General features: G+C 47.2%; 16 protein-coding genes, 2 pseudogenes and 1 riboswitch. Of the genes and pseudogenes, 17 read left to right on the top strand and 1 reads right to left on the bottom strand.

All coding sequences use genetic code 11. The features are described 5' to 3' along the window. Positions 1-140: 140 nt before the first annotated feature. From B1728_RS07055 to B1728_RS07090, 9 genes and pseudogenes are all read left to right on the top strand, one after another. Positions 141-1,901: an ABC transporter ATP-binding protein gene (locus tag B1728_RS07055; RefSeq protein ID WP_079909467.1), complete on the top strand. Its 1,761-nt coding sequence runs from the start codon at positions 141-143 to the stop codon at positions 1,899-1,901. Positions 1,902-2,029: 128 nt separating this feature from the next. After that, complete coding sequence (locus B1728_RS07060) at positions 2,030-3,985, top strand: ABC transporter ATP-binding protein (RefSeq protein WP_256865277.1); 1,956 nt, start codon at positions 2,030-2,032, stop codon at positions 3,983-3,985. A gap of 350 nt (positions 3,986-4,335) precedes the next feature. Then, positions 4,336-5,475 carry a phosphotransferase gene (locus B1728_RS07065; protein ID WP_079909469.1) on the top strand — a complete coding sequence of 380 codons (1,140 nt, stop codon included), beginning with the start codon at positions 4,336-4,338 and terminating at the stop codon, positions 5,473-5,475. Positions 5,476-5,594: 119 nt separating this feature from the next. Further along, positions 5,595-8,083 (top strand): annotated as a pseudogene (locus B1728_RS36720) (DEAD/DEAH box helicase); the annotation flags it as partial. Continuing rightward, on the top strand, positions 8,084-10,066 hold the full coding sequence (locus tag B1728_RS36725) for an Lhr family ATP-dependent helicase (protein WP_256865267.1): 1,983 nt from the start codon (positions 8,084-8,086) through the stop codon (positions 10,064-10,066). Between the two features lie 122 nt (positions 10,067-10,188). Continuing rightward, a complete protein-coding gene (locus B1728_RS07075) occupies positions 10,189-10,527 on the top strand; it encodes a helix-turn-helix domain-containing protein (protein WP_079909470.1) in 339 nt (112 codons plus the stop codon). Between the two features lie 5 nt (positions 10,528-10,532). After that, on the top strand, positions 10,533-11,219 hold the full coding sequence (locus B1728_RS07080) for an ImmA/IrrE family metallo-endopeptidase (RefSeq protein ID WP_079909471.1): 687 nt from the start codon (positions 10,533-10,535) through the stop codon (positions 11,217-11,219). A gap of 83 nt (positions 11,220-11,302) precedes the next feature. Next, positions 11,303-13,654, top strand: a complete 2,352-nt coding sequence (locus tag B1728_RS07085) for a PHP domain-containing protein (protein WP_079909472.1) — start codon at positions 11,303-11,305, stop codon at positions 13,652-13,654. 177 nt (positions 13,655-13,831) lie between these two features. Beyond that, the gene (locus B1728_RS07090; RefSeq protein ID WP_144027784.1) at positions 13,832-14,539 is read left to right on the top strand and encodes a YoaK family protein; all 708 of its coding nucleotides are present in this window, start codon (positions 13,832-13,834) and stop codon (positions 14,537-14,539) included. Positions 14,540-14,683: 144 nt separating this feature from the next. Here the strand turns inward: B1728_RS07090 and B1728_RS07095 are convergent, their stop codons facing one another. Next, positions 14,684-15,706 carry a HoxN/HupN/NixA family nickel/cobalt transporter gene (locus B1728_RS07095; RefSeq protein ID WP_079909474.1) on the bottom strand — a complete coding sequence of 341 codons (1,023 nt, stop codon included), beginning with the start codon at positions 15,704-15,706 and terminating at the stop codon, positions 14,684-14,686. Between the two features lie 194 nt (positions 15,707-15,900). Here B1728_RS07095 and B1728_RS07100 point away from each other — a divergent pair, with 194 nt between their 5' ends. The 8 genes and pseudogenes from B1728_RS07100 to B1728_RS07135 all read left to right on the top strand — a co-directional run bounded on the left by B1728_RS07100 (position 15,901) and on the right by B1728_RS07135 (position 24,979). Beyond that, a complete protein-coding gene (locus B1728_RS07100; protein WP_079909475.1) occupies positions 15,901-16,968 on the top strand; it encodes an FUSC family protein in 1,068 nt (355 codons plus the stop codon). Between the two features lie 194 nt (positions 16,969-17,162). Beyond that, complete coding sequence (locus B1728_RS07105; protein WP_079909476.1) at positions 17,163-17,933, top strand: AAC(3) family N-acetyltransferase; 771 nt, start codon at positions 17,163-17,165, stop codon at positions 17,931-17,933. A gap of 232 nt (positions 17,934-18,165) precedes the next feature. Then, a pseudogene (locus B1728_RS07110) lies at positions 18,166-19,071 on the top strand (Rossmann-fold NAD(P)-binding domain-containing protein). Between the two features lie 195 nt (positions 19,072-19,266). Then, positions 19,267-20,223 carry a hypothetical protein gene (locus tag B1728_RS07120; protein ID WP_079909479.1) on the top strand — a complete coding sequence of 319 codons (957 nt, stop codon included), beginning with the start codon at positions 19,267-19,269 and terminating at the stop codon, positions 20,221-20,223. After that, the gene (gene uvrA, locus B1728_RS07125; protein WP_179135923.1) at positions 20,224-23,124 is read left to right on the top strand and encodes an excinuclease ABC subunit UvrA; all 2,901 of its coding nucleotides are present in this window, start codon (positions 20,224-20,226) and stop codon (positions 23,122-23,124) included. It begins immediately after the preceding gene. Positions 23,125-23,153: 29 nt separating this feature from the next. After that, a complete protein-coding gene (locus tag B1728_RS07130) occupies positions 23,154-23,741 on the top strand; it encodes a GNAT family N-acetyltransferase (RefSeq protein ID WP_079909480.1) in 588 nt (195 codons plus the stop codon). A gap of 160 nt (positions 23,742-23,901) precedes the next feature. Further along, a riboswitch (cyclic di-AMP (ydaO/yuaA leader) is annotated at positions 23,902-24,052 on the top strand. Between the two features lie 103 nt (positions 24,053-24,155). Next, the gene (locus B1728_RS36205; RefSeq protein WP_179135924.1) at positions 24,156-24,323 is read left to right on the top strand and encodes a hypothetical protein; all 168 of its coding nucleotides are present in this window, start codon (positions 24,156-24,158) and stop codon (positions 24,321-24,323) included. A 290-nt stretch (positions 24,324-24,613) separates the two neighbouring features. Continuing rightward, on the top strand, positions 24,614-24,979 hold the full coding sequence (locus B1728_RS07135; RefSeq protein WP_179135925.1) for a rhodanese-like domain-containing protein: 366 nt from the start codon (positions 24,614-24,616) through the stop codon (positions 24,977-24,979). Positions 24,980-24,983: the final 4 nt, after the last annotated feature.

Genomic DNA, 24,983 nt, shown 5'->3' on the forward strand with positions numbered 1-24,983 from the left:
GCCGGCCATTCTACCTTCTAGCGTAGTGTGCGCTTGGCGTCGAAACGATAAGCACATTGCCCGCGGGTAGTGTGCTTATTTATTTGGTTGCGGGCATACAATTGGGATGTTGCGGGGTAGGGAGAGGAGAGAAAAGGACCATGTTTTCAATCATGACCAAACTGGGCTGGTTTTTCCGGCAGGAGTGGAAACGGTATTCCATAGCCATCGTTTTGCTTGTAATTGCAGGAATTCTGGAAATCATTCCGCCGATGCTGGTTGGACGTTCGATTGATGCGATTGGCCTCGGACATATGACCTGGGGTTATATTGTGAATACGTTATTTTGGCTGGTTGTCATCACGATAGCGGCTTATATCATTTCTTATATATGGGGATATAAGCTGTTCGGAGGAGCGTTTGTCGTAGAGAAAATCATGAGAGGACGCTTGATGCGTCATTTTCTGAAAATGACACCGACCTTCTACGAAAACAATCGTACGGGAGACTTGATGGCCCGAGCAACGAACGATCTCCAGGCATTAGCACAAACAGCGGGGTTCGGAATTTTGACCTTGCTGGATTCTACGCTTTGGATGGGGACGCTGCTTGTTACGATGACGTTCTTCGTCTCCTGGAAGCTGACACTGGCTGCAGTGATTCCGCTGCCCATCATGGCTGTGCTGGTCAGTTACTATGGCGGCTGGATACATAAAAGGTATATGGCTGCCCAGGATGCTTTCGGAGATATGAACGAAGGAGTGCTTGAGACCATTTCGGGAATTCGGGTCATCAGGGCTTATACGCAGGAGCGAGCGGCCGAGCAGCGATTTGCTGCCGTCACGCAGGACGTTCTGGATAAAAACCTGGCCGTCGTTCGTATAGATTCCCTGTTCGACCCAACGATCAAGATTCTTGTCGGCATCAGCTATATGACGGGGTTAGGTTATGGCGCCTACCTTGTGTTCCACAATGAGCTGACTATCGGCTCTCTTGTAGCCTTCAACGTGTACCTGGGAATGATGATTTGGCCGATGTTCGCGATCGGTGAATTAATCAATATTATGCAGCGGGGAAATGCCTCGTTAGATCGGGTTAATGAAACCCTGAGTTATGAACAGGACGTTAAGGAACCCGCTGACCCTGCGTGGCCGGAACATCCGGGAAGCATTGAGTTTCATCATGTGACCTTCCGGTATCCGTCGTCTTCCTTCAATAATCTGGAGGATGTCTCGTTCAGCCTGCCTTCCGGCCAAACGTTAGGAATCGTGGGACGTACCGGCAGCGGCAAATCAACATTGATCAAACAGCTGCTTCGAGAATATCCGACGGGAGAAGGGGACCTATTGGTCGCCGGAGTACCTATAGAACGAATTGGCATGGATCGGTTAAAGTCATGGATTGGATATGTTCCTCAGGAATCGTTCCTGTTCTCCCAGACCATTAGAGCCAATATGTATTTTGGCAACGAGCATGCTTCCGAGGAGGAACTGCAGGCTGCAATGACCGTCTCGGCATTCAGCAAGGATTTGAAGTTTCTTCCGGACGGCATGGACACTTTGGTAGGAGAGAAAGGGGTAGCGCTATCCGGCGGGCAAAAACAGCGTGTTTCGATGGCCCGCGCCTTGATTGCGAAGCCGCAAATTTTAATCCTCGATGATGCGATGTCAGCCGTAGACGCCCGTACTGAGGCGGAGATCATTGCCAATATTCATAAGGAGAGATCCGGTAAAACAACGATCATTGCCACTCATCGTTTGTCGGCCATACAGCACGCTAACCTTATTCTTGTGATGGATAACGGGCGAATTGTCGAACGTGGGACTCATGAGGAGCTGCTTAACAAAGACGGCTGGTACAAGGAACAATACGACCGCCAGCAGATAGAAGCGATTACGGAAGGAGAGGAGACAACCCAATGAGCGACGGAAGCGAAACCATAGATTATGATATTGACACCGAGGCCGGCTCTGTATCCAAGACCAACATCGTCAGAAGATTGGTAGCCTATGCGGTTCAATTCAAATTGCAGCTGATTCTCGCGCTGCTGATGCTGACGGTTGCCGTCGTGACCGATTTGGCCGGACCGCTTATCGCTAAGAGAATCATCGACCTGCATATTTCCGGTATCGAAAAGCCGTGGTATGAAACGGCAGATAGCGGAGAATACGCGGTATTATATGACGGGAAGCGGTATAAGCGATCCGACCATTTTGTAGAAGGGGAGCAGCGGGGCAACGAAGCGAGAGTGCTTCAAATTGACCGCGAGTATTACTTCATAGGCGGTCCTATAGCCTTTGACGGCGAACGGCAAGCCGTTAACGGGACGGTTCTTATTTTGAAAGGGACTGAGAGCAGCAGTTACTCGGGAAAGCAGTTGAACCGGCAGGAGCTGTATAGCTTCTTTCGTCCAGAGATGGCGGGAATGCTGAAGCTGTGCTGGCTGTATATGGGCTTAACGGTTATTTCAGCGATTTTTACGTATGGTCAGCGTTATTTTCTTCAAAGCTCAGCCAATCGTATCATTCGCCGCATGAGGACCGACGTATTCGCCCAGCTTAACCGGCTGCCTATTCGTTATTTCGATAACTTGCCGGCGGGGAAAGTCGTTTCACGAGTGACGAACGATACGGAATCGATTCGGGATTTATATGTGAACGTTCTTGCCAACTTTACGACCGGCTTTATTCATATGCTTGGCATTTATGTGGCCTTATTTATACTGGACGTCCGTTTGGCTGCGATTTGCCTGTTTGTTATCCCGGCACTGATTATCTGGATTATCGTGTATGGCAAAATGGCGAAAACCTTCAACCGCATCATTCGTTCGACGGTGAGCGAAATTAATGGAATTATCAATGAATCCATACAAGGCATGACTATTATCAAGGCTTTTCGCAAGGAAAAGCGGGTGGAAGACCAATTTGAGCAGTACAATAACAAGCTGTTCCACGTTCAAAATAAGCTGCTGAGCTTAAACTCATGGACCGGATATAATTTGGTTGCCGTCATCCGGAACATAGCTTTAGTTGCCCTGATTTGGTATTTTGGCGGGGCTTCCCTGAATGGAGCGGCGGGAGCCGTATCCTTGGGAGTGCTTTATGCCTTCGTCGATTATCTAAACCGGTTGTTTCAACCCATGGTCAACATCGTAAACCAATTGCCGAACCTCGAGCGTGCACTTGTGTCAGCGGAGCGGGTATTCAAGCTGGTAGATGAGGAGGGGGAAGACGTCTCGGATCAGCAGGTGCTGCGTTATCAGGGGCATGTCCGATTCGACCAGGTATGGTTCTCCTACAAGAGCGGCGAGCCCGTGCTGAAAGGGATTACCTTTGAAGCCAAGCCGGGTCAGACTGTCGCGCTCGTCGGACACACAGGCTCGGGAAAAAGCTCGATTTTAAACCTCCTGTTCCGCTTTTATGACCCGGATAAGGGGAAGATCACGATTGACGGACAAGACACGAGGCAAATGCCGCGTCAAACGATGCGCAAGCATATGGGCATTGTCCTTCAGGATCCTTTTCTATTCTCGGGTACGATTGCTACGAACGTATCGCTTCATGACCCTGGCATTACCCGGGAAAGAATTCGTAAAGTGTTACTGGATGTCGGTGCCGAATCACTGTTGGAGCAATTGCCGCAAGGAATAGATGAACCGGTCATTGAAAAAGGCAGCACCTTGTCTGCCGGTCAGAGACAGCTGATCTCCTTTGCCCGGGCGCTGGCCTTTGACCCGGCCATCCTGATTCTGGATGAGGCAACCTCCAACATCGATACAGAGACAGAGACGGTCATCCAACAGGCGCTTGACGTAGTGAAGCAAGGGAGGACGACCTTCGTCATTGCCCACCGGCTATCCACGGTGAAGAATGCCGATCTGATCCTGGTACTGGATCGGGGCGAAATCGTAGAACGGGGAGACCATAATGAGCTGATGTCTCTTGGCGGCAGATATCGTCAAATGTATGAAATTCAGCAAGGCAAGCTTGTCGGAAGCAAAGCATAGCTTGTTTTGAGCTGAAAAACCTGTTTTGTGAGAACTATGCCACATATGGAGTTATTGGCAGTTGTTCAAGCTCTATTGGTTTTTCAATAGTCTCAGGATACGGGATTATTCCTGTATCCTTTTTTCTTTTTTGAAACGGTGAATTCATGAGGAAAAACGAGAAAATGGGAACATATGTTTTCAGAAAACACCGGTGGCCAGCTTAGCAAAGCGAACATATTTCTATACAGCTTCTTGAAAATCGGCTAATTTGGAGTTTGATTGGCGGCGGGATTATCCATATCATGGGAATTGCCTGTTTGGATTGCTGATTGATCCAACTTGAGTTAATCAAGGAAAGTGGGGGTTCCATGACTGTCCTAACTGGAAAGCAAGCAACGGTTCCTATCGATTCTACTACACTCCAGAGCGTGTTAAACAAGAAGTTTCCTATGGATTCCAACCATATTATATCCTGGAACATCCGACCGATTGGCAAGGTAAAGCCGGAGAGTGAAGTGCATCGTATTCATTGCTCCTTTATGTCTGGCAGCGCCAGCTCACGGTGTACGGTAATTTTAAAAATTCTGAGACCAGATTCCAACAGGGCAGTTGAAGAGCATTATTATTATTGGAAGCGTGAAGCACTAGTGTACCAATCCGGCATCTTGGGGCATTTGCCTCTTTCAGTTCGTGCACCTTTGTGTTACCTGATTGAAGAACGTCACGACGGCAGTATATGGATTTGGCTGGAGGATATGGATGAGAAGCGATTGGATCAAGAATGGGCGGAGGAAGACCAGCTGCGCATAGCCTATGAGATTGGAAAATTCAACGGGGCATATGTAACATGCAATTCCCTCCCGACTGGTTCTTTTCTGTGTCGGAGCTGGATGGACTCTTGGGTACAAACCATTGAGGACTATTCGTTGGGCAGAGGAGAACAGGAAGCCATTTGGTATAAGCATCGATTGGAAGAAGTCAACCCTCATGTGAGTTGGGAACGGTTCGTAACCGCCAGTTCAAGAATAAGGCCATTACTGGAGTCACTGAGCGGTCTTCCTAGGGTATTTGCTCATCAGGATATCCATAGCGGTAACGTCTACATCGAGCATTCCAACGGGCAGAACAGGATAGTTATGATTGATTGGCAATTCGCGAGCCTATCGGGTGTCGGAGAAGAGCTGGGACGCATGTTTGGCCTTATGTTAAGGAAGCCTGCAGACCCGGCCAGGTATGATATTAAAAATATGAAAAATGCTTTAGTAGAGCATTACATGGCTGGCTTAAAAGAAGCCGGCTGGGACGGAGATGCTGCCTGTATTAAATACGGTTTTGCCGTATCCGCATCATTACGATTCGTCATGCTGATGGATAAGCTGCTCCGAGCCGTTGAAAAGCCGGATTACAGCGTAACCAAACGCGATCATCTGCTGACGGTGCTCCAGCTTATGCTAGACATGGCAGAAGAGGCATGGGCCCTCAGGAGAAGCTTGATTCAAATTATCTAGCCTTTAAGCGATATGCCTGTGATGCTGGAAGAGGATTCAAAGGATAGACGTTAGGAGAGCATTCCTATATTTGGTATAATGGTTGGTACCGATAGAGAATGCAAAAGTAGGTGACAGAGATGCGTGAACTGGAAGCGGCAGGCTTTCATCCGTTAATCACTCAATGGTTCAAGACGCAATATGGCCGTCCGACGGATGTTCAAATCCGTTCATGGAAGGCGATCCAATCGGGGATCAATACTTTGATAGCAGCACCGACAGGCTCCGGCAAAACTTTGGCCGCGCTGCTTCCGTGTCTAAGCCGTATTCTTCAAGACAAGGAGGAGGAACCGGCCGCCTCTGAGTCCCGCTATGTGAAGCTGCTCTATATTACGCCGCTCAAGGCACTGAATAACGATATTCATCATCATGTAATCGGATATATCGCACAGCTTAAAAGTCTGGCGGAAGAACTGGGTGAGAGTTGGAAAGGGTTGTCCGTGGCAGTGCGTACAGGAGATACGACACAGAGCTCACGGGCAGCGATGCTCCGCAACCCGCCGGATGTACTGGTAACGACTCCGGAATCGCTCTACCTGCTGCTAACTTCTTCCAAGGCAAGGAACATGCTGAAGCATGTCCGATGGTGCATTGTCGATGAGATTCATGATTTGGCCGGCGACAGGAGAGGACTGCATCTATCGGTTACGCTGGAAAGATTGACCGAGTGGGTAGGCTCGTCCCCCCAGAGGATCGGCGTTTCGGCAACACAGAAGCCGATTGAGCTTGTGGCCAGATTTCTAGGAGGCTGGGAAGCGGAACAGACTGGGGCCAAGCAGCGTGAAGGAACAAGGAATACACGAACGATAGAAGCTGGAAGTTCTGGTGAAAAGGATGAAGTGTCCTTTAGTCCCCGGCCGGTGGAGATCATCGAAAGCCGGATGGACAAAGTGTTTCAGCTGAGAGTTACGCTTCCTCATAGGGCAACTATTATACATGATAAGCAGGAAACAATCTGGAAGCCATTGATTGAACACATCGTCAAGCTTATCGAAGGCAGCCGATCCACTCTAATCTTTGTTAATAATCGAAGATTGTGTGAACGGCTTACCTTGCGATTAAACGATCATATGGGCTATGAAATGGCCCGTTCCCATCACGGCAGTATCTCGAGAGAGCAAAGGCTTGAAGTCGAGAGGGCGCTTAAGGAGGGGGAGCTCCAATGCCTGGTGGCTACCTCTTCCTTGGAATTGGGAATCGACGTAGGGCATATTGATCTGGTGCTGCAGATCGATTCTCCCAAAAGCGCCGCAGCAGGAATTCAACGCGTTGGCCGCGCGGGACATTCCGTCGGCGACCGAAGCTGCGGAATTATTATAGCGAGGAGCAGAGGGCAGCTGCCCGAGTGCGCCGTCCTTGCCCAAAACATTGTAAATCGGAACATAGAAAATATTCAGATTCCCCGTTACTCTCTTGACGTCTTATGCCAGCAAATGGCGGCCATGGTTGCGGCGGATGACTGGAATGTTGGCAGACTACATTTGCTTTTTAATCGCAGCTATGGCTATCACGGGTTCCCGATGAAACGCCTGAGGGAGATTCTCGAGGTCTTATCCGGGTACTATCCGTTTGTCCGAGCACTAATTGACTGGGACCGGTCAACGGATCTATTGACAAGACGCAGCTCTACCGCTGTGTCTGCAATTATGGGCGCGGGGACGATTCCCCAAGGAAGCGATTATCCTGTCTATCACGCCCAAAGTCATATTCATCTGGGAGAGTTGGATGAACAATATATTTTTGAAAGCCGCGTCGGTGACGTATTTCAATTAGGAACAGACTCCTGGAGAATCCAGTCTATTCGGAACGATAGGGTGTATGTTGTGGAAGAGTCAGGCAATAAGCATAGCGAAATTCCGTTTTGGCGCGGCGAAGGGAAAGGAAGATCGGCTTCATTTTCAGCGGAAATCGGGCAATTCCTTGAGCAGCTTGACAAGCGATTGGATGAACACAACAAGCATGTAACCTTGGAATGGCTAATGAAGGATTACTATTTGGACGATACGGCTGCGGACGAGCTGCTGCAGCTGCTTCATTCCCAGAATGCCGTCTCGGCGCTTCCCACACATCGCCGCATCGTTATCGAGCAGTTCCAGGATGAATACAAGCAGCATCGGCTTATTATCCACAGCTGGTTTGGCAGGAAATTTAACCGGACCTGGCAATTGGCTATCCAGGCTCATGCGGAACAGCATATTCCATATCGCATTTATGCGAATGCCAAGGATAACGTGATTGAATTTGTCATATCGGATGGAGGAAGCGGAGAGGCGCTTCGATTGCTGCCATTGCTTCGCGAAGTCACTTCAGATCGGCTCGAAGCTCTGCTGCAGCAGGCTATTCCGTCGTCGCCGCAGTTCGGAATCGCCTTCCGCAGATTAGCCGAGACCTCCTTGCTCTTATCCCGCAGCTTTAACCGGATGCCGTCATGGCAGAAGAGATTGCGGAGCGAAGAGCTTCTTAGGGAATCGCTGCCCTACGCGGAGACATTTCCATTTATCGTGAAGCACTGCGGATCTGCTTGCATGAAGATCTGGATGTTAACCATGTTCGTGAAGTGTTGGAGCAGATGGAATCCGGTCAAATGGAAGTGATCGAGAGGCAAGCGGCATTTCCGTCCCCGTTTGCCGCATTGTTCCTGGCAGACGTCATCCAAACTCAGATGTATGAATCCGATACGCTAAGCAGGGATATCCAATCCAGATTGATCGGCTTGGATCGTTCGCTTGCAGGGCAGTGGTTTCCCAATGCATCCAATTCTAATGAAGGATTCGGGATAGAGCCGGTGGCCGAGAGTGTTCAGGAGGAGCAAGATCCTGTTGATGCAACGAGGCTCCTCGAACCGGACGAGCTGCTAAGGGATTTTAAACGCACCGGAGATATGTCGGCAGAAGAGCTCAGCAACCGGTTAGGTCCTCCATGGGAGGAACTGGTTAAGCAGCTGGAGTTGAGTAACAAAATAGTGCCGGTACGGCTGGGCCAACCTTCCGTAACCCGTTGGATTTGTACCGATGAGGCAGATACCTACTCCAAGCTGGGGATAGATCCGCTTGCCGACCGATTTGTTGTCGCTCGCTACATTAATCGGCGCCAAACTATCACTGAGCAGGAAATACGGCAGCGATACGATCTGGATGACAAACGGCTGGAAGAAATCATTCGAGCCTTGGTAGATGAGAAGCGCGTTGAGCCTCTGTACGAATCCTATGAAGCTACAGGGAAGGTCTGGTTGAACCTTCAGGCAGATGCGCGCCATCATCGGAATCAGGCATTGGCTTTGCAAAAGAGAGCCGGCTCCATAGATCCGATAAGCTATTGTTTGAAGATGATGTCCTTCCAGCATCTTTTGCCGCATACCCGCTTGCAGGGCGAGAACGGCCTTCTCCAAGTGATTGGGAAGCTTCAGGGCTTTTATTTTCCCTTATCGCAGTGGGAAGCCTCGATTTTTCCTTTGCGGATACACGATTATAAGAAAGACATGCTGGACCGATTGTGTGCGGCAGGAGAAGTTGTGTGGCTGGCCCGAAAGCAGGAAGGGGACAAGGAGGGCCGAGTAGCCTTCTTCCTGGCCGAGTCCAAGGAGCTTTACTGCTCACTAATCGCGCATAATGAGCAGCAGTTAGGCAAACAGAATGAATTGGGAGCAGCTTCTCAAGCCTCTGAGGAATCTCGCAATAGTGACGAGCTGCTTCAGCTTCTTGAACGTAAGGGGGCCAGCTTCTTAAGCGCTTTAAGCCGTGAAACCGGCCGTATCCCTTCGGAGCTGACCGCTGATCTGTTAGCTTTATCCTGGAGAGGTTTGCTCTCTAATGATCAGTTTGCTCCATTGAGATTGAATGGCGGAACTTCCAGCAAGGCAGTGAGGGGGAAGGGTTTCCAATCAGGGCTCGGACGCTGGTACCCTGTTAGCTCTTTAAAGGACGATAGCGGCTGCGACAAGCAGAAGGGGCTTCTGGCATGGATTCAGCATCTGCTGCAAAGCTACGGGCTGCTTACCAAGCCTATTGCGGATTTGCATCTGCCTTGGGAATGGGGAGAGATTTACTCTGCCTTGAAGCAGCTCGAAACCTGGGGGATGCTGACACGGGGATTGTGGGTGAAAGAGATCCCGACATTACAATTTGCCTCCAAGGACCAGGTGGAGAATCTGCAAAGAAAAGAATGGAGCGGGGATTCAAGCCCCATCGTGCTTCCATCTATCGACCCTGCCAACCCCTTCGGAATCATCGTTGATTGGCCTGATAAGGAAGGCATAAGCTTCTCACGCAAAAAAGGGAACGACCTCGTCATCCATCAAGGTCGCTGGCTGCTCTGGTCAGAGAATCATGGAAAGCGAATATGTGCTATGGAAGATATTCCGGACAACGAACTTCCAGGTATAATCCGTTCCACTCTCGAAGGTTATTTGAAATCCTCGGAAGTACGCAAGCTTTCCATAGAAAAGTGGAACGGGCACCCCGTGCTTCAAACGGAACTGGCCGATGTGCTGTACAAGCTTGGCGCGGAAAGGGACCGGGAGTCTCTTGTCATTTGGCCCAGCTCATTAAGGTAACTCCAAGAGCATCTGCTCCGTGCAGGTGCTCCAATTCTAAGACAAACAGAGAAGTTAACGAATTTTGTTGACAAAATACTCAACATGGGTAATACTGGTAATAAAAAAGGGGTCAGGACATCATGAGCGAATTTGGCGAACGTTTGAGGCAACTGAGAAAGCAAAACAGAATAACGCAGAGAGAGCTGGCCGAGCGGGTCGGGATCGATTTTACTTACATAAGCAAGATTGAGAGCGGCACGATGGACCCTCCGGCTGAAGACAAGATTATTAAGATGGCGCATATTCTCCATGTTGAGGCGGACGAGCTTATTTTAGCCGCCAACAAGGTACCCAGCAGCTTTCAGAAGGTAATAACGCAAAATAAGGATGTTCCCGTATTTTTAAGAAAAGCATCTGAGCTTTCGCCCGCACAATGGAAGCAAATTAAAGATATCATCGGCGAAAACGAAAGGGGGTAGGAGCGTTGCAGGCAGCCCGATATATTTCTCTAGAGCAGATGGAAGAATTAACGGAGCGGATCTTAATGGATTATGGATTTGATCCTTATGATAAAATGATTCGGCCTGTACCGATTGAGGAAATTATCGAGTTTCATTTTGATTTAAACATCGGCTGGGAGCCGATTGATCACCTTGATCAGCAGGGAATGGTCATGGCGGCGATATTTCCAACAGAAAAGCAGATTGTGCTAAATGAGACGCATCGCGATTTATTCGAGGAGAAAATAGGAACCTATCATTTTACACTTGCTCATGAACTAGGCCATTGGGTGCTTCATGCTCAGGGAACTCCTTATTGGACGCGTTTGTCCAAGGCTAGGGTGGAGTTGTCCGTTGCCCATACCGCAGCCCCATTTTATTGCCGTAGTTTTGCCCAGAAGCCCATGGTGGAAGTGCAAGCCGATTTGTTTGCAGGATGTTTACTGATGCCTCGGCCTATTTTGGAGCGCGCGATTACGCAATTAAGAAGGATTGGACTCATTCAGTTGTCGCATCTGTATCGTTTGGCAGAAGGGCTCCGCGTATCCATATCCGCTCTGACGGTTCGTTTAACGCAAGTACAACTATTGAACATTGATTCCAATGGACGCATATACTTCTGGGGTGCGCAAGACAGAACGGAGCATGTACAGCTTTCGATGGAGTTCTAATTTCGTTACGTCTAAATATTGAGTTGAATATCAACTCAAATTATATATTTTGCATAAAGGACGATCAAACGGAGGGAATAGCTGTGAACAATTCCACAAATCAGGGAAACAATAAAGCCATGGCGGCTTCGAGGTATGGACAAGCCAATCGAGTCGAATTCCGTTTATATGGTGCGGATCATTGTGAAGAGCGCGGGATGCATTTCGATAGCTGCATTAAGCAAGCTACTGATCAGGGAACAAAGCGTATAGGCATTGTCGGTCGAGGTGAGGTACACTCCTTCATTGCAGCGGAGAAAATAGCCCGGCAAGAACAGCTTCATCTATTGTATGGGCTTGAATTGACGATAGGGAATGAGGCCCAAGAAACATCCTGCATCTTCTATATGTCAAATAAGACGGGGAAAAGGCATTTGTTTGAGCTTATATCGTCTCTTGACGGTCAACTCTCTTCACCAATTAGTAAAGATTGTTTAACCAGGAGTCGTGAAGGACTGCTTATCGCCAATACAGGGCTGGATAATGAACTTATGAAGGCGGCTTTGACCAAAGCGAAGGAGGAAGTCGAGGATGTTGCCAGATTTTACGACATTATCCAGCTTCACCCCATAGCTGATGATAACCATTTCATAATTGACGGTGCTACTTATTCGTTGGATCAGATTAAACAGGCACAAAGGAGTTTACTTGAAGCCGGGGAGCGGCTTAACAAGTGGGTCATTGCAGTAGGAAACGGAGAGCAATACGACTCTACTGAAGACATGTTGGACAAGTTTCAGCATCTTGGTCCAGAGAAAGCATTTGAGCTTGTCGTCACCAACACCTGCCAATTGGCTGCTCAATTCGAAGCGGTTGAGATAATCCCCAGACACCGGCTTTATCCAACATTGGAGGGAGAAGAAGCCCAGCTTCGTTCCTTATGTTATTCCTCTGCTGCAAGGATGTACGGGAGCAGCTTGCCGGAACCGGTCTTAAGCCGCTTAGAGCTTGAATTGGGCGGGATTATCGACAATGGTTATGCATCCGCTTATTTGATTACCGGCGACATAGCAAGGCATGCGAAGTCATGGGGTGACACCGTCACAGCGCGGGGCTCCGCGGGATCCTCCCTAGTTGCCTATTGTCTCGGATTAACGGAAATAAATCCCTTATTGCCGCATTATCGTTGCAATGCATGCAGGCATAATGAGTGGGTACACGATGCTTCGGGCAATGGCGCGGATTTGCCGGATAAGGTTTGCCCCCGTTGCGGGGAAACTGTGGTTGGGGACGGCCATGCTATCCCTTGTGAGATGTTTATGGGATTGTCTTATGATCGTCCTCCCAATATGGATTTGTACATCCCTCGAACTAGTCAGGCCCGAATTCTTCGGTTATTGGAAGAACAGTTTGGGAACGAACGAATTCTTTATGCAGGTACTCTTAACTATCAAGGCATCTTTATTCTCCCTGCCAATAGGAAAGCTGAGGATTTAACTCCTGTTATTATAGATAAGTGTCAGGGTCAGATGAGGAAGACGAGTTATTTTGATTACAGGGAGTTGGAACCGGTGCTGTTTAAGCTGGATCTTCTGGAGCATCGTGATGCAGGATTCTTCACATTAATGAGCAAGCTAACCGGCGTAGATCCGGCGATGATTCCAATGAATGATGAGAACGTCCTCAGTTTATTTCGTTCTTCCGAGGCCTTGGGCATCTGTTCACAGCAAAGACAAGCTGGAGCCGCAGTTTATGGCATCCCGGAGATGCAAGTGGATTTTGTTAGGGACATGCTGGGGGAGCTTCAGCCGACTACCTACAATGACCTATTACAAATTTGCGGCCTTTCGCATGGAAATGGGGTTTGGGAGGGGAATGCTCAAGAATTGCTAAGATCAAGCGACCTGAAGCTTCAGTCGGTCCTTGCGTTCAGAGAAGACGTTATGTCCAAGCTGATCGAATGGGGGATTACCAAAGATCTGGCATATCGAATTACTGAGCATGTTCGCAGAGGGCAAGGAATTCCGGAGGATAAGCTTGAAGGATTAGCACAATATCCTATTCCCGTATGGTTCTTTGATGCATGCAAGAAAATCAAGTATTTGTTCCCAAAGGCTCAAGCTGCTATTTATGTGAGGGCTGCTATACGCTATGCCTATTACAAACTGAATCATCCTTTGGAATTTTATGCTGTTTATTTTACTATGAATGAACATTACTTCGATTTCGAGCTCTGTATGGGAGGATTGGAAGCAATAGAGATGAAGCTTCAGCAGTTGGAAAAGCAGCGTTTGTCTGATCCGGAGGCTATTAAAGATTCTATATTGCTGGTTGCAGCAGAAATGCATGCCAGAGGAATGTGGTTTGGGAAAGACCCTGATACAGGCGATTACACAGTCGAGAACAATCAACACCGGATTTCTATTCCAGTATCAGACCAGCTGAATATGTTTTGACCGTGTAGGAGAGGTTAATCTCGCTTTGCGAATAAGCTGCTTTTTCCAGTAAATTTCCTTCTAAATGAACTTGTGCAGTATGTTAGGACATGAACAGCCTTTTTTACAGTATGAGGAATATTGTGTTATGCTTTAATGAAACCAATGAACCTCTCGCTAGAAAGGAGCTGTATGGGAATGTCCACTTCCACGTATCGCCATATCATCATTTTACTGCTTTGTATGACAGCCGGGATTGTTGATGTCGTGGGTTATTTGGGCTTAGGCCATGTTTTTACAGCCAATATGACGGGCAATATAGTTTTGATGGGGTTATCCATTGGCCGTGTGGAAGGTCTTGCCGTTCTTCGGTCCGTTATTGCATTAGTAGGCTTTATTGCAGGCACGGCTTTAGCCGCACTTATTGTAAACAAAGATAAGACCCCCTCGCTGTGGCCAAGGGCTGTCACAACCGCACTTAGCATCGAATGGATGATCCTTGTGACATTTGCCATAACTTCCGGTTGGATTAGAGAAACGGATTCTGGCGTTTATTTCCTGATCATTCTTCTAAGTGTGGCTATGGGAATGCAAACCACAGCTGCAAGACGACTAGGGATTGCCGGGATATCGACAACGGTACTTACAAATAATTTGGCGAATGTAATCGAAGACGGGATTCAACAGCTGCGCTTATTGTTCGGCAGGGACACGAAGATGACGTTCAGTCAGGAATCCTTGCTGCGGCTGCTAGCTATTGTAATTTATTGTCTTGGCGCTATTATCGGGACTATTGCCGAAACTTCACATCCTCTTGCTATCATATGGGTACCCGTAGCCGTTCTTGCCGCTATTATTGTAACGGTAAGAATTCAGTTTCGGAATGAACCCGTAGTCTACAAGTAGCAGTGCATCGGGGAACGTACATACTGGGTGAAAAATACCAAAAACCGTCGGTGGAACTACGGCTCTTCCGTATGTTTATCAAGCAAATGTCGAAAAAAAGGACGATATCACTCGGGTAACCGAACGATGCCGTCCTTTCCTGTCTTATACAGCTTTATACCGGTGCTCTACTTTCATGACCTTCCATACGGTTACGGATATCAGCCATGCCAGTATGAATAAACCTACCAGCAGATAACCCAGATCTCCAAAATCCAACTCACCAATCCATGCAAAAAACGGGCCTTGCAGGTTGAATTTATCGGTTAATACTTGTATTAATTCGACCATTCCAATAATTAGCGCGGCAATGACAGAGACGGTCGTTACCGTTACGTTGTAATACAGCTTTCGAACAGGTGTTGTAAAAGCCCAGCGATAGGCCTTGGTCATGAACATTCCATCGGCCGTATCCATTAAGCTCATGCCGGCTGCAAATAACAGGGGAAGAGCAATGATCCCGAATACGGGTACTGATGTTTTGGCCGCACCGGCCGAGATAGCCAATAAACCGATTTCTGTTGCAGTGTCAAAGCCAAGACCAAACAGAAAGCCTAAAGGATACACATGCCAGCTCCGGCTAATGAACCGGAACATCGGTTTTAATAATCGGGAGAAAAAGCCTCTGGAGTCAAGAAGAGCCTCGAGCTGTTCTTCCAAAAATCGTCCTTGCCTTAGGGTTCGGAACACTCGAAGCAAATTCAACAAGATCATGAGATTGATCAATCCGATGATAACAAGAAACGCTCCCGATACGGTAGTTCCTATAAGCCCGCCGATCTCCTGCATTTGAGGCATCGCGTCCTGAGCCCACTTCATGGATAAAGCAATGATTAACACCATGAGAAATACAACAGAGGAGTGACCCAATGAAAAGTAAAAGCCGACCCCAAGAGGATTACGCTTTTGCTGAATCAGCTTACGAACTGTATTATCGATAGCCGCAATATGGTCTACATCAAACGCGTGCCTCAACCCAAAAGCATAAGCCAATAGCCCAAGACTCCAAAACGCAGCATCGCTGCGGGCGGCTGTCATAAGACCTGCAATACCTATAACATGCAGCGCCAAAATGACAAGATAATACCCTCCCCATGAGGCCTTGCTCTCCCAAATCTTCCGTAACATCCACGTTTCTCCTCCTGCACATACCTTGTTTACCTCTTATTCAACCAACCCGTGCTACTCAATGTACAAATAGTAACACAAAATACGTTGATGTGAAGAGTTTTTATTCTAAAATATTTAATAGGAAGCCTTTGCATCCTGGGCTTGGGCCGTGTAAGATAAGATGGATAACATGATAAGGAAGGAGAGGCTATGTGGTTTTCGGAGCACGCGTGTGGAAGACAGGAATTGCAGTGACCTTGGCATTATATCTTAGTGCTTTGTTAAACTTTACTCCTCCCGTTATTGCGGCAGTCGCAGCTATTTTTGCAATGCAGCCTTCGATCTACCGATCGTGGCGATATTTTTTGGAGCAGCTTCAAACCAATGTGCTTGGAGCCGCACTGGCGTTGCTTGCAGGAACGTTTTTTTCCAATAATGTGATCTCGATCGGGATTGTCTGTATTCTTGTCATCGTGATCTGTTTGAGGATGGGGTTGGAAGAAACAATCGGTCTTACATTAGTAACGGTAGTGGCCGTGATGGAAGCTTCAGGGGAATGGGAATTTGCCGTGAACCGCTTCTTATTAAGCCTCATCGGCATAGGGAGCGCCTTCTTGATCAATGTATTATTCTTCCCGCCCAAGCCGAAGGACCAGTTCGAAGCGCAAATTCATACTGTATTTAGCAAAATGTCACTTCTTCTTCGTACGGTCATTTCTGACGAAATCAAAGAAACGGTGTTCCGGGAAGAGAAGGGGGAGCTGTCTAACTCCCTGCAGCTTTTGGCCGGCAAATATAAGCTTATGGAAGAGGAAGTCAAGAAGCTTAAGCGCGGCAAATTCAGCATGATTCGCCATCTGGTCATCTACAAGCAAATGCTTCGAACATTGTCCAAGGGTCTTGAGGTACTGGACACGGTAGACGAACATTTTTTTCAGGCGAATCGGGGCCCGCAGACCGATGCCTTCTTCGACGGACACTTGGAGAAATTGATCAAGTACCACGAGCATGTGCTGCTCAAGTTTGATAACAAGCTTAAAGCGGACAGCTCGGAAGGTCTGGATATCGAGGCGGATAACGAACAGTTTATGTCTACGCTTATTGAACGTTATCAAGACCAGCCTTCGGGAATACTGCGGCTTTCGGTCGTGGCTGCAGCCATGTACGATTATGGTCATCAAGTCGCTCGTCTGGATAAGCTGCTGGAGCATTACCATCGCGGTGATTCCGATATGAAAGAGCCGATGGACCTTTTGCTAAAAAGCTTCAAAAGAAAATGAACCTAATGACAGAAGCTAACAGTGGAAGCTGTTGGCTTTTTTTACCATGTGGGGCGTTTACCCAAGATAGAGTGAGCAGGCCGCAAGTGGCGCGAACGCTCGCTTTGTTAATCGACTATCGAATGTAGTAAACTATTGAGAATATGCATGTGATGACTTAGATAACTTGAATCAACGAAAGGGGACTATATGCAGTGCATACGAAAGCCAGTTTAATGTACGATCTTGAAAAGATGGGCATTGATCCTAAAGGAACAACCCTGATGCATTCATCGATGAAAAGTATTGGAGCAGTTGAACAGGGGGCCGATACGGTACTCGATGCTTTGTCGGAATACATGAAGGATGGCCTGCTTGTGCTGCCGACGCATACATGGTCGTATATCAATGCAAGCAATCCGAAGTTTTACCTGGAATCATCACCGTCTTGCGTCGGGATCCTGCCTGAGTTGTTCCGCAAGCGCCCGGTTGTGCTCCGTTCTTACCATCCTACCCATTCCGTAGCCGCACTCGGCAGGGATGCAGAGGAATTTGTGAAGGGTGATGAGCGCTTTGATACTCCGTGTCATCGGGAATCGGCATGGGGAAAGCTGCTCGATCGTGAAGCAACCATTATCCTTGTAGGGGTAGATTTACGCAGAAATACATTCATTCATGGGATTGAGGAATGGATGGACATTCCTGGACGCTTAACCGACGGGCATGAAGAGCTATTTACTGTGCTGGGTGACGGCACTGAAATCCGCGTACCATCCAGAAGGCACTGCGGCTTATCCTGGTCGATGCATTTCTGGAAAGTAGAAGACGTGCTGCTGGAGCATGGTGCTGTAAGAATGGGCAAGCTTGGTGATGCGGATGTTCGTATCTGTGACACGGTCAAACTGAATGAGATCCTGTCTCATATGCTGAGGATTAACCAGGAGTTGTTCTCGGATAACGAACCGCTGAGTGGAACTTATTTCTAAATCTAATTGACTATCTGTAGGCATGAATGCTTTCGTCGAACAGGATGAGATCGTTGTATTTCCTCTATTAAAATAGTAGGTGTTGTTGAAAAGGAGCCGAAAGATTCGCGCTCCTTTTTTTCTCATCCAACAGATTGACAGAAGCAGCGTTCAGCCTTACAATGTATAAATATTCATATAAACGTATTAAAATACATAAATACGTGAATACGAGGTGAAGCTGTTGAAGCATTTGCTGACATTAAAAGAGCTAAGCAAGGATGAACTTATACATCTGATTCGGCAAGGAATCGAAATCAAACAGAACCCTGGCCATTTCTACGAGTCTTGTTTTAGAAAAGGTCTGCTTATGCTTTTTCAAAAATCCTCCACCAGGACAAACTTGTCCTTTCAATCAGGCATTAGCCAAATGGGTGGTTATGCTGTCGTGATGGATTGGGAAACGAGTAATTTTCGATTATCACCGATTCAATATGAAGCCCGATATGCATCAAGCAATTGCGATCTAATCATGGCGCGGCTGAAAAAGCATGAAGATATTGTACAATTATCGCATTATTCAAAGGTATCTGTAATTAATGGCTGCTGCAATAAGTATCATCCATGCCAGGCACTGGCGGATCTAATGACAATCTATGAGATTTCAGGGACATTCTCTGGGATAACCGTTACTTATGTTGGGATTCATAATAATGTTGCCAACTCCCTGATCATCGGCTGTATGACGTTGGGGGTCAAGCTTCGGCTTGTTATACCAATGATCAATGAAGCATCCTGGGACAAGGAGCTAATGGAGGAGGCACTATCAAACGGGTATGTCGAAAAAGTGGAAAGTCTTTCTGAAGCCATCGTTGGAACAGACTATTTATACACGGATACGTGAATTGATATGGAATTTTTCCAAGATCCCGAATATGCAGATGAGAAGAAAAATAGAATAGATCGGATGCTTCCTTATCAGATAAACAAAATCAATTTAAATGGAAATTCACCATACCTCATGCACGATATGCCCATTCATCCAGGATATGAAATTGAGGAAGATCTAATCGAATCGGATCATTCGGTTATTTATCAGCAAGCAGAGAACAGGATGCATATTCAAAAAGCGCTGATGCTGTTTCTGCTCCAGGATTGAATGAAACAAGCGATACCGTTCCCAAATCCATACCGAGTAATCATTCAAGATAGATCAGTCTAGTTAGACTGCACATCTATCTTTTTTATTTGCATAAAAATTATATTTACATAGCGAACGTATGTGCTGTATAATAGGGAAAATGTGGATATATATGGAATAATGTTTAAATATTAGAGATTGCAGGAGGCAATTATGGAGCGGACCAGGCAAGGGGAATCCATGACGGCAATATTTCGGGATGCGCTGCAAACCTTCGTGGATAAAATCAAGCAGGATGACCAAGTCATAGCCGCAATATTGATGGGAAGCTTATCTTACGACCAGGTATGGGAGAAGTCTGACATCGACTTGAAGCTTATCGTTCACGAGCAAAAGCTGAGTAAAAGCTATATGTGCTTTGTTGAGAACGATGTTCAGATCAATACAAGTATTCAGACACGGAACGATTTCAAGCGTTGGATAGAACGTTCCTTGCAAAGCTCGATTAGCCATTCGATGCTGGTTCGAAGTACCCTTTTATTTACCAAGGACAGCTCCATTACACCGTATTTCGAACAAATCCGCGTCGTCGGCGAACGTGACCGCCAAATGCAGCTGATGCGAGTAGGATGTCATACGCTTGGGATGCTGGCGAAGGCCGAGAAATGGCTTTATGTCAAGAAGGATTCGGCCTACAGCGCTCTCTGGATTATGAAGCTGGTGGATATGCTTGCCCAAATCGAAGTCATTCTGAACGGTGAAGTGCCCATGAGAGAAGCAGTTCAGCAGGCGTTGGCTTATAACCCCGAATTTTTCCATATTGTTTACATCCAGCTGGTGACCCGTGAAGTAACGGAGCAGGAGGTCCACGATGCCCTTCAGGCTATTCATCATTATTTGGAAGAACGTGCCGAAAAGCTATTCCAGCCTATCTTAGCCTACTTAAAAGAAGAAGGTGACGTTCGTACATCGACTGATATTGTAGAGAAGCTGGGTGTTATTGTTCAAATGGATAACGGTTCTATCACTACCGCATGCGACTGGCTGGCGGAGCTTGGACTTCTTGCGAAAATGGAAGGCGAGGCAAAAGCAACACCCAAGAGCCGCGTTGAGCTGTATGAACCTGCTTATTGCTATGAAAATCTAGATGATTTGGGATGGGAGATGTAGGTGCCATTGAGACAGTACATTGAAGTTCGCGGTGCAAGACAGAACAATTTGAAAAATATCGACGTGAACATTCCCCGCGATAAGATGACGGTTATTACTGGGGTCAGCGGGTCTGGCAAGTCCTCCCTTGCCTTCGAGGTCATCTATGGGGAAGGGCAGCGGCGGTTTCTGGAATCGCTATCTACCTTTGCCAAGAGCAGGATGAATCAGCTGAAAAAGCCGGATGTGGACTTTGTCTTCGGCCTGTCTCCCGTCATTGCGATTGAGCAGAAGAAGGGGATTGTGAATCCGCGATCGACCGTAGGGACCATGACGGATATTTATGATTTTCTCAGATTGCTGTTTGCTTCCGTCGGCGAAGCGAACTGTCCTTTCTGCGACCACCCCGTGCCCATTCGTACGGTGAATCAAATGATAGAGCATATTCAGTCTCTGCCTGAGGGGACTGAGGTTGAAGTTCTTGCACCCATCTATAAAATTTTTGGCGAAGACTACGAAACCTTGTTCGACGAGATACGGACGAAGGGCTTTCGTTCGGTGAAAATAGACGGTGCTCTATGCAGTCTGGGGGATCCCCTTGAGCTTGACGATGAGCTGGATTATCAGATGGAGGTTGTAATTGACAAATTTATTGTTGCCAAGGATATGTTCAAGGTTTTGAACAAGACCATTGAAAATAGCTTGAAGCTCGTAGGTGAGGGCTTTATTCGATTTGATATCCTTCGGCTACCGGAGGGAACCCAATTTGAACGGGATGCTTTTTATCGCGGGTTTGCCTGCCCGGTGCACCATCTTACGTTAGGTGAGCTGCATCCATCGTATTTTTCCTTTAATGATCCGGAAAGCGCTTGCCGGACATGCGGCGGCATCGGTACCTTCATGCGAACGGAGGCTCGATTCCTGATTAAAAACGAGGATAAGAGCATTGCCAAGGGGGCTCTGGATACGAAGCTGCTAGGCACGACCGCCAATAGCTGGCGCTGGTCCATATTGCACAGCATGGCTAAGCACTTTGGGTTCAGCTTGGAAACTCCGCTGAAAGAATTACCAGAGTCTGTCATGAATCTATTATTTTACGGAACCAAAGGACAGAAATTTCCTTTCGTCGCACCTCCTGATGCGCCTAAGACCCAATCTCGTCATGATGGGAAAATGATGGGCTACGGCGGCTTCGTCAATATGGTCAATCGCTGGTATAAGCTGTATTTGAAGCGCAAAGCCTCCACCACATCAGAGGATGAATTTTACAAAAGGGTTATGGTGGAGCATACCTGTCCGGATTGCGACGGGAGGAAGCTCAAGCCGCAGCGCTTCTGCATTAAGATTGGCAATCAAGATATACACGAGCTATGCAGCCTTTCTATGAGAGAGCTTCATCAATTCCTATCCGGTATCTCGTTTTCTGTCGAGAAGCAGCATGTCGGCCAACAAATTACTGCAGAAATTCAATCAAGACTTGTATTGCTTCTTGACATTGGTCTGGATTATTTAAGCCTGGGGCGGCGCTCCGACACCATATCCGGGGGCGAAGCCCAGAGAATCCGGCTTTCTACCCAAATCAGCTCCGGCCTTATGGGCATGTTGTATGTTCTGGATGAACCGAGCATCGGACTGCATGCCTGGGATAGTATTCGGATTGTAGATACGTTAAGAAAGCTTAGAGACACAGGAAATACCATAATTGTGGTTGAGCACGATATCGATACGATTTGCAGCGCAGATCATATTATTGAAGTCGGACCGGGTCCGGGAACCCATGGCGGTCAAATCATTGCCCAAGGTACGGCCGAGCAGCTTCGGGCAAATGGCGACTCGATCACGGGATCGTTCCTGTCCGGGGCGAGAAAGATCGAAGTGCCGTCCAAACGCCGTCAGGCATCAGGTCTCCATTTGTCTCTTAAGGGCGCAAGAGCCAATAACTTGCGAAATGTCCATGTGGATATCCCGTTAGGACTTCTGGTATGCATCACTGGGGTCTCCGGTTCAGGGAAGAGCACGCTGGTGAATGAGATCATCTATAAACAGCTTTATTCCGTGTTTCACGACGCACGCATTGTACCCGGTGAACATGATTCGCTTGAAGGCCATCAGCACTTAACGGGAATCATAAATATCGATCAATCTCCCATTGGCCGAAGCTCACGTTCCAATGCAGCGACCTATGTAGGTTTCTTTGACCGTATCCGTGAGTTATATGCGGAGGCAGCCTCCATAGCCGGTAAGGAGCTTGGTAAGAACGATTTCAGCTTTAACCAAAAAAATGGCGGCCGATGCGAGCACTGCCAAGGGGAAGGAATTGTAACGACTCCGCTGCAATTTATGCCGGATGTCGAATCGGTCTGCCCTGTATGCAAAGGCGCCCGCTTTAATGATGAAGTGCTGGATGTTCGAATCAAGAACAAAAACATTGCTGATGTGCTGGAAATGAGTATTGAAGAAGCGGTAGACTTTTTCTCCGACCAGCCTTATATCCTGCATAAGCTAAATGTGCTGAATCAGCTTGGGCTCGGTTATTTAAGAGTGGGGCAATCCGCCACGACTTTGTCCGGCGGGGAGGCGCAAAGAATCAAGCTTGCTACCGAGCTAAGTAAGCTGAAGCGGGGAGCTCATAATTTATATATTCTGGATGAGCCCACCACGGGCTTGCATCTTCAGGATATTCAAAAGCTGATTGATTGCGTTCAACAGCTGGTCGATGCGGGACATAGCGTTATCGTCATCGAGCATCATCTTGATATGATCAAGGTGGCCGATCACATTATCGATATGGGACCCGAAGGCGGGAAGAACGGTGGAACCGTGGTTGCGAGCGGCACTCCTGAGGAAGTGGCAAAAGTTAAAGCTTCTTTAACCGGGCAGTTTCTGAACGAAGTGCTGGTTGCGGAGAATTGCTATTGGTAAACCAATTGGAATATGGAGGGGGATGGCCAATGAGCACGGTTAATCCACTGCTCCTCGATATCCCCGAAAGCCTGGAAACAGAGCGCCTTATGATTCGCGCTCCCCAGGCGGGGGATGGATCGATGGTGTATGAAGCTATTCATGAAAGTATTGAACAGCTCCGTCCTTGGCTGCCCTGGGCCCAGGAAGCTCCATCGCTGGAGCAATCCGAGACCGGTGTACGCCAGGCAAGGCTTCGTTATTTGGAGCGGTCCGATCTCAGGCTGTACCTGTTGCATAAGAATACGGGAAAGCTGGTCGGATGCAGTGGTCTTCATAGGGTGGATTGGGAAACAAGAAAATTTGAAATCGGTTATTGGATAAGAACATCCTGCCTCGGACAAGGCTATATTACGGAAGCCGTAAACGGGATTACAGAATTTGCTATAGCCCAGCTGCAAGCGAATCGTATAGAGATCCGATGCGATTCAATTAATGCACGAAGCATTCAAGTTGCGGTCAGGACAGGCTTCACGCTGGAAGGCACGCTTCGTTGCGATGACAGAAGAACAGATGGTTCATTGATGAATACGATGGTTTTTGCAAAGGTTCGCGGATTTGAATTTGGGAGTTCATAATGATCACAATGGAATCAATTCAGATTACATAAAATAATTTATGGGTAATAGGATAAAGATGCGGATTGTAATCTAGAGAAGGGGGGCTCTTTTTAACCAATAGTCAAATTAGGCTTTACATTATTCATCAATAAAAGGTATAATATATGGTATAATTTCTATATTTAAATCGCTGAGTTTTCTTTTTAGAAAAACGGGGGAACCAAGTAATTTGGGGTGAATCGATATGCAGCGGCAAGCTGCCTATTGTAGGGCGTATTCTCACCGCCCGAATCCGACAGCTAACCTCGTAAGCGACTGTGGGAAGGATAGATTTGCTTATTGAAGCACAAGGTCTAGCCTTGTGCTTTTCGTGCTCCCAAAAGCAAAAAAGTCTTTCCGTCTCAGCAGTGTACAATTGAGAGGAGGATTATTATGGACAGCAAAGAAAAACTGTTTCACTTGTTAGATGGGTTGAACGAACGAGATCAGAGGGCCGCCATCGAATACATCCAATACCTTGCTCATCGCAGTGGGAAGAAAATAAATAATGAAGAGGTTATTAATATATACGGAAAACATTATTATGTAGTGCCGGATTGATGGTAACGAATGAATGTGAGTTTATTAATTAAAACCCGATAGCGATCGTATTTACGGATCATCCGAATACGGTCGTTTTTTTGTCAAAGCTGAGTTGACGCAAGGCTGAAAAAAAAGTATAGTATGAATATACCCATACCGGGTATTTGCAATACAATGTGGTTGAGAATGACCGCATCTTTTTTTGATTTATCACATACCCTATGGGGTATTGTTTTCATCCTAATGCAGAGTACAACCTTTTATAGAGAAGTCTATACATTATAGTGATTTGACGGGGGAGGATGCCAATGATTTTTATGCTTGCTCTTTTTGTATTCTTTATCTTGATGTATCAACGCATTAAACCAGTGAGGGGATTACAATATTTGGATGCTAGAGACTTAGGCAATTTTACGAAAAGCTCCGATAAGCCGGTCATTCTACTCGATGTACGGGACTCGGTAGATTATTATGAAGGACATTTGGATGGAGCCGTTCATATTTCATTAGGCCGATTGCCCTTTGTTAAGAAGAAGGAGTTACGTAAAGAGGCTAGTATCATCGTCATCTCCGATTCCAAATACCACAGCAAGAAAGCAGCAAGAATTTTGAAAAAATCGGGGTATTCCCATTTGGCTGCGTTACATGTAGGCAATCCCTGCGTCTGCACATAACGAA

It is taken from the genome of Paenibacillus sp. 32352 (assembly GCF_002042965.1).
In the GTDB taxonomy this organism is placed as follows: Bacteria; Bacillota; Bacilli; order Paenibacillales; family NBRC-103111; genus Paenibacillus_S; species Paenibacillus_S vulneris.

Bases quoted from the DNA above. Each gene is read 5' to 3' on its own strand.
- B1728_RS07055 (WP_079909467.1), top strand. From the start codon at position 141: ATGTTTTCAATCATGACCAAACTGGGCTGGTTTTTCCGGCAGGAGTGG.
- B1728_RS07060 (WP_256865277.1), top strand. From the start codon at position 2,030: ATGCTGACGGTTGCCGTCGTGACCGATTTGGCCGGACCGCTTATCGCT.
- B1728_RS07065 (WP_079909469.1), top strand. From the start codon at position 4,336: ATGACTGTCCTAACTGGAAAGCAAGCAACGGTTCCTATCGATTCTACT.
- B1728_RS36725 (WP_256865267.1), top strand. From the start codon at position 8,084: ATGGAATCCGGTCAAATGGAAGTGATCGAGAGGCAAGCGGCATTTCCG.
- B1728_RS07075 (WP_079909470.1), top strand. From the start codon at position 10,189: ATGAGCGAATTTGGCGAACGTTTGAGGCAACTGAGAAAGCAAAACAGA.
- B1728_RS07090 (WP_144027784.1), top strand. From the start codon at position 13,832: ATGTCCACTTCCACGTATCGCCATATCATCATTTTACTGCTTTGTATG.
- B1728_RS07095 (WP_079909474.1), bottom strand. From the start codon at position 15,706: ATGTTACGGAAGATTTGGGAGAGCAAGGCCTCATGGGGAGGGTATTAT.
- B1728_RS07120 (WP_079909479.1), top strand. From the start codon at position 19,267: ATGGAGCGGACCAGGCAAGGGGAATCCATGACGGCAATATTTCGGGAT.
- B1728_RS07130 (WP_079909480.1), top strand. From the start codon at position 23,154: ATGAGCACGGTTAATCCACTGCTCCTCGATATCCCCGAAAGCCTGGAA.
- B1728_RS36205 (WP_179135924.1), top strand. From the start codon at position 24,156: ATGGACAGCAAAGAAAAACTGTTTCACTTGTTAGATGGGTTGAACGAA.
- B1728_RS07135 (WP_179135925.1), top strand. From the start codon at position 24,614: ATGATTTTTATGCTTGCTCTTTTTGTATTCTTTATCTTGATGTATCAA.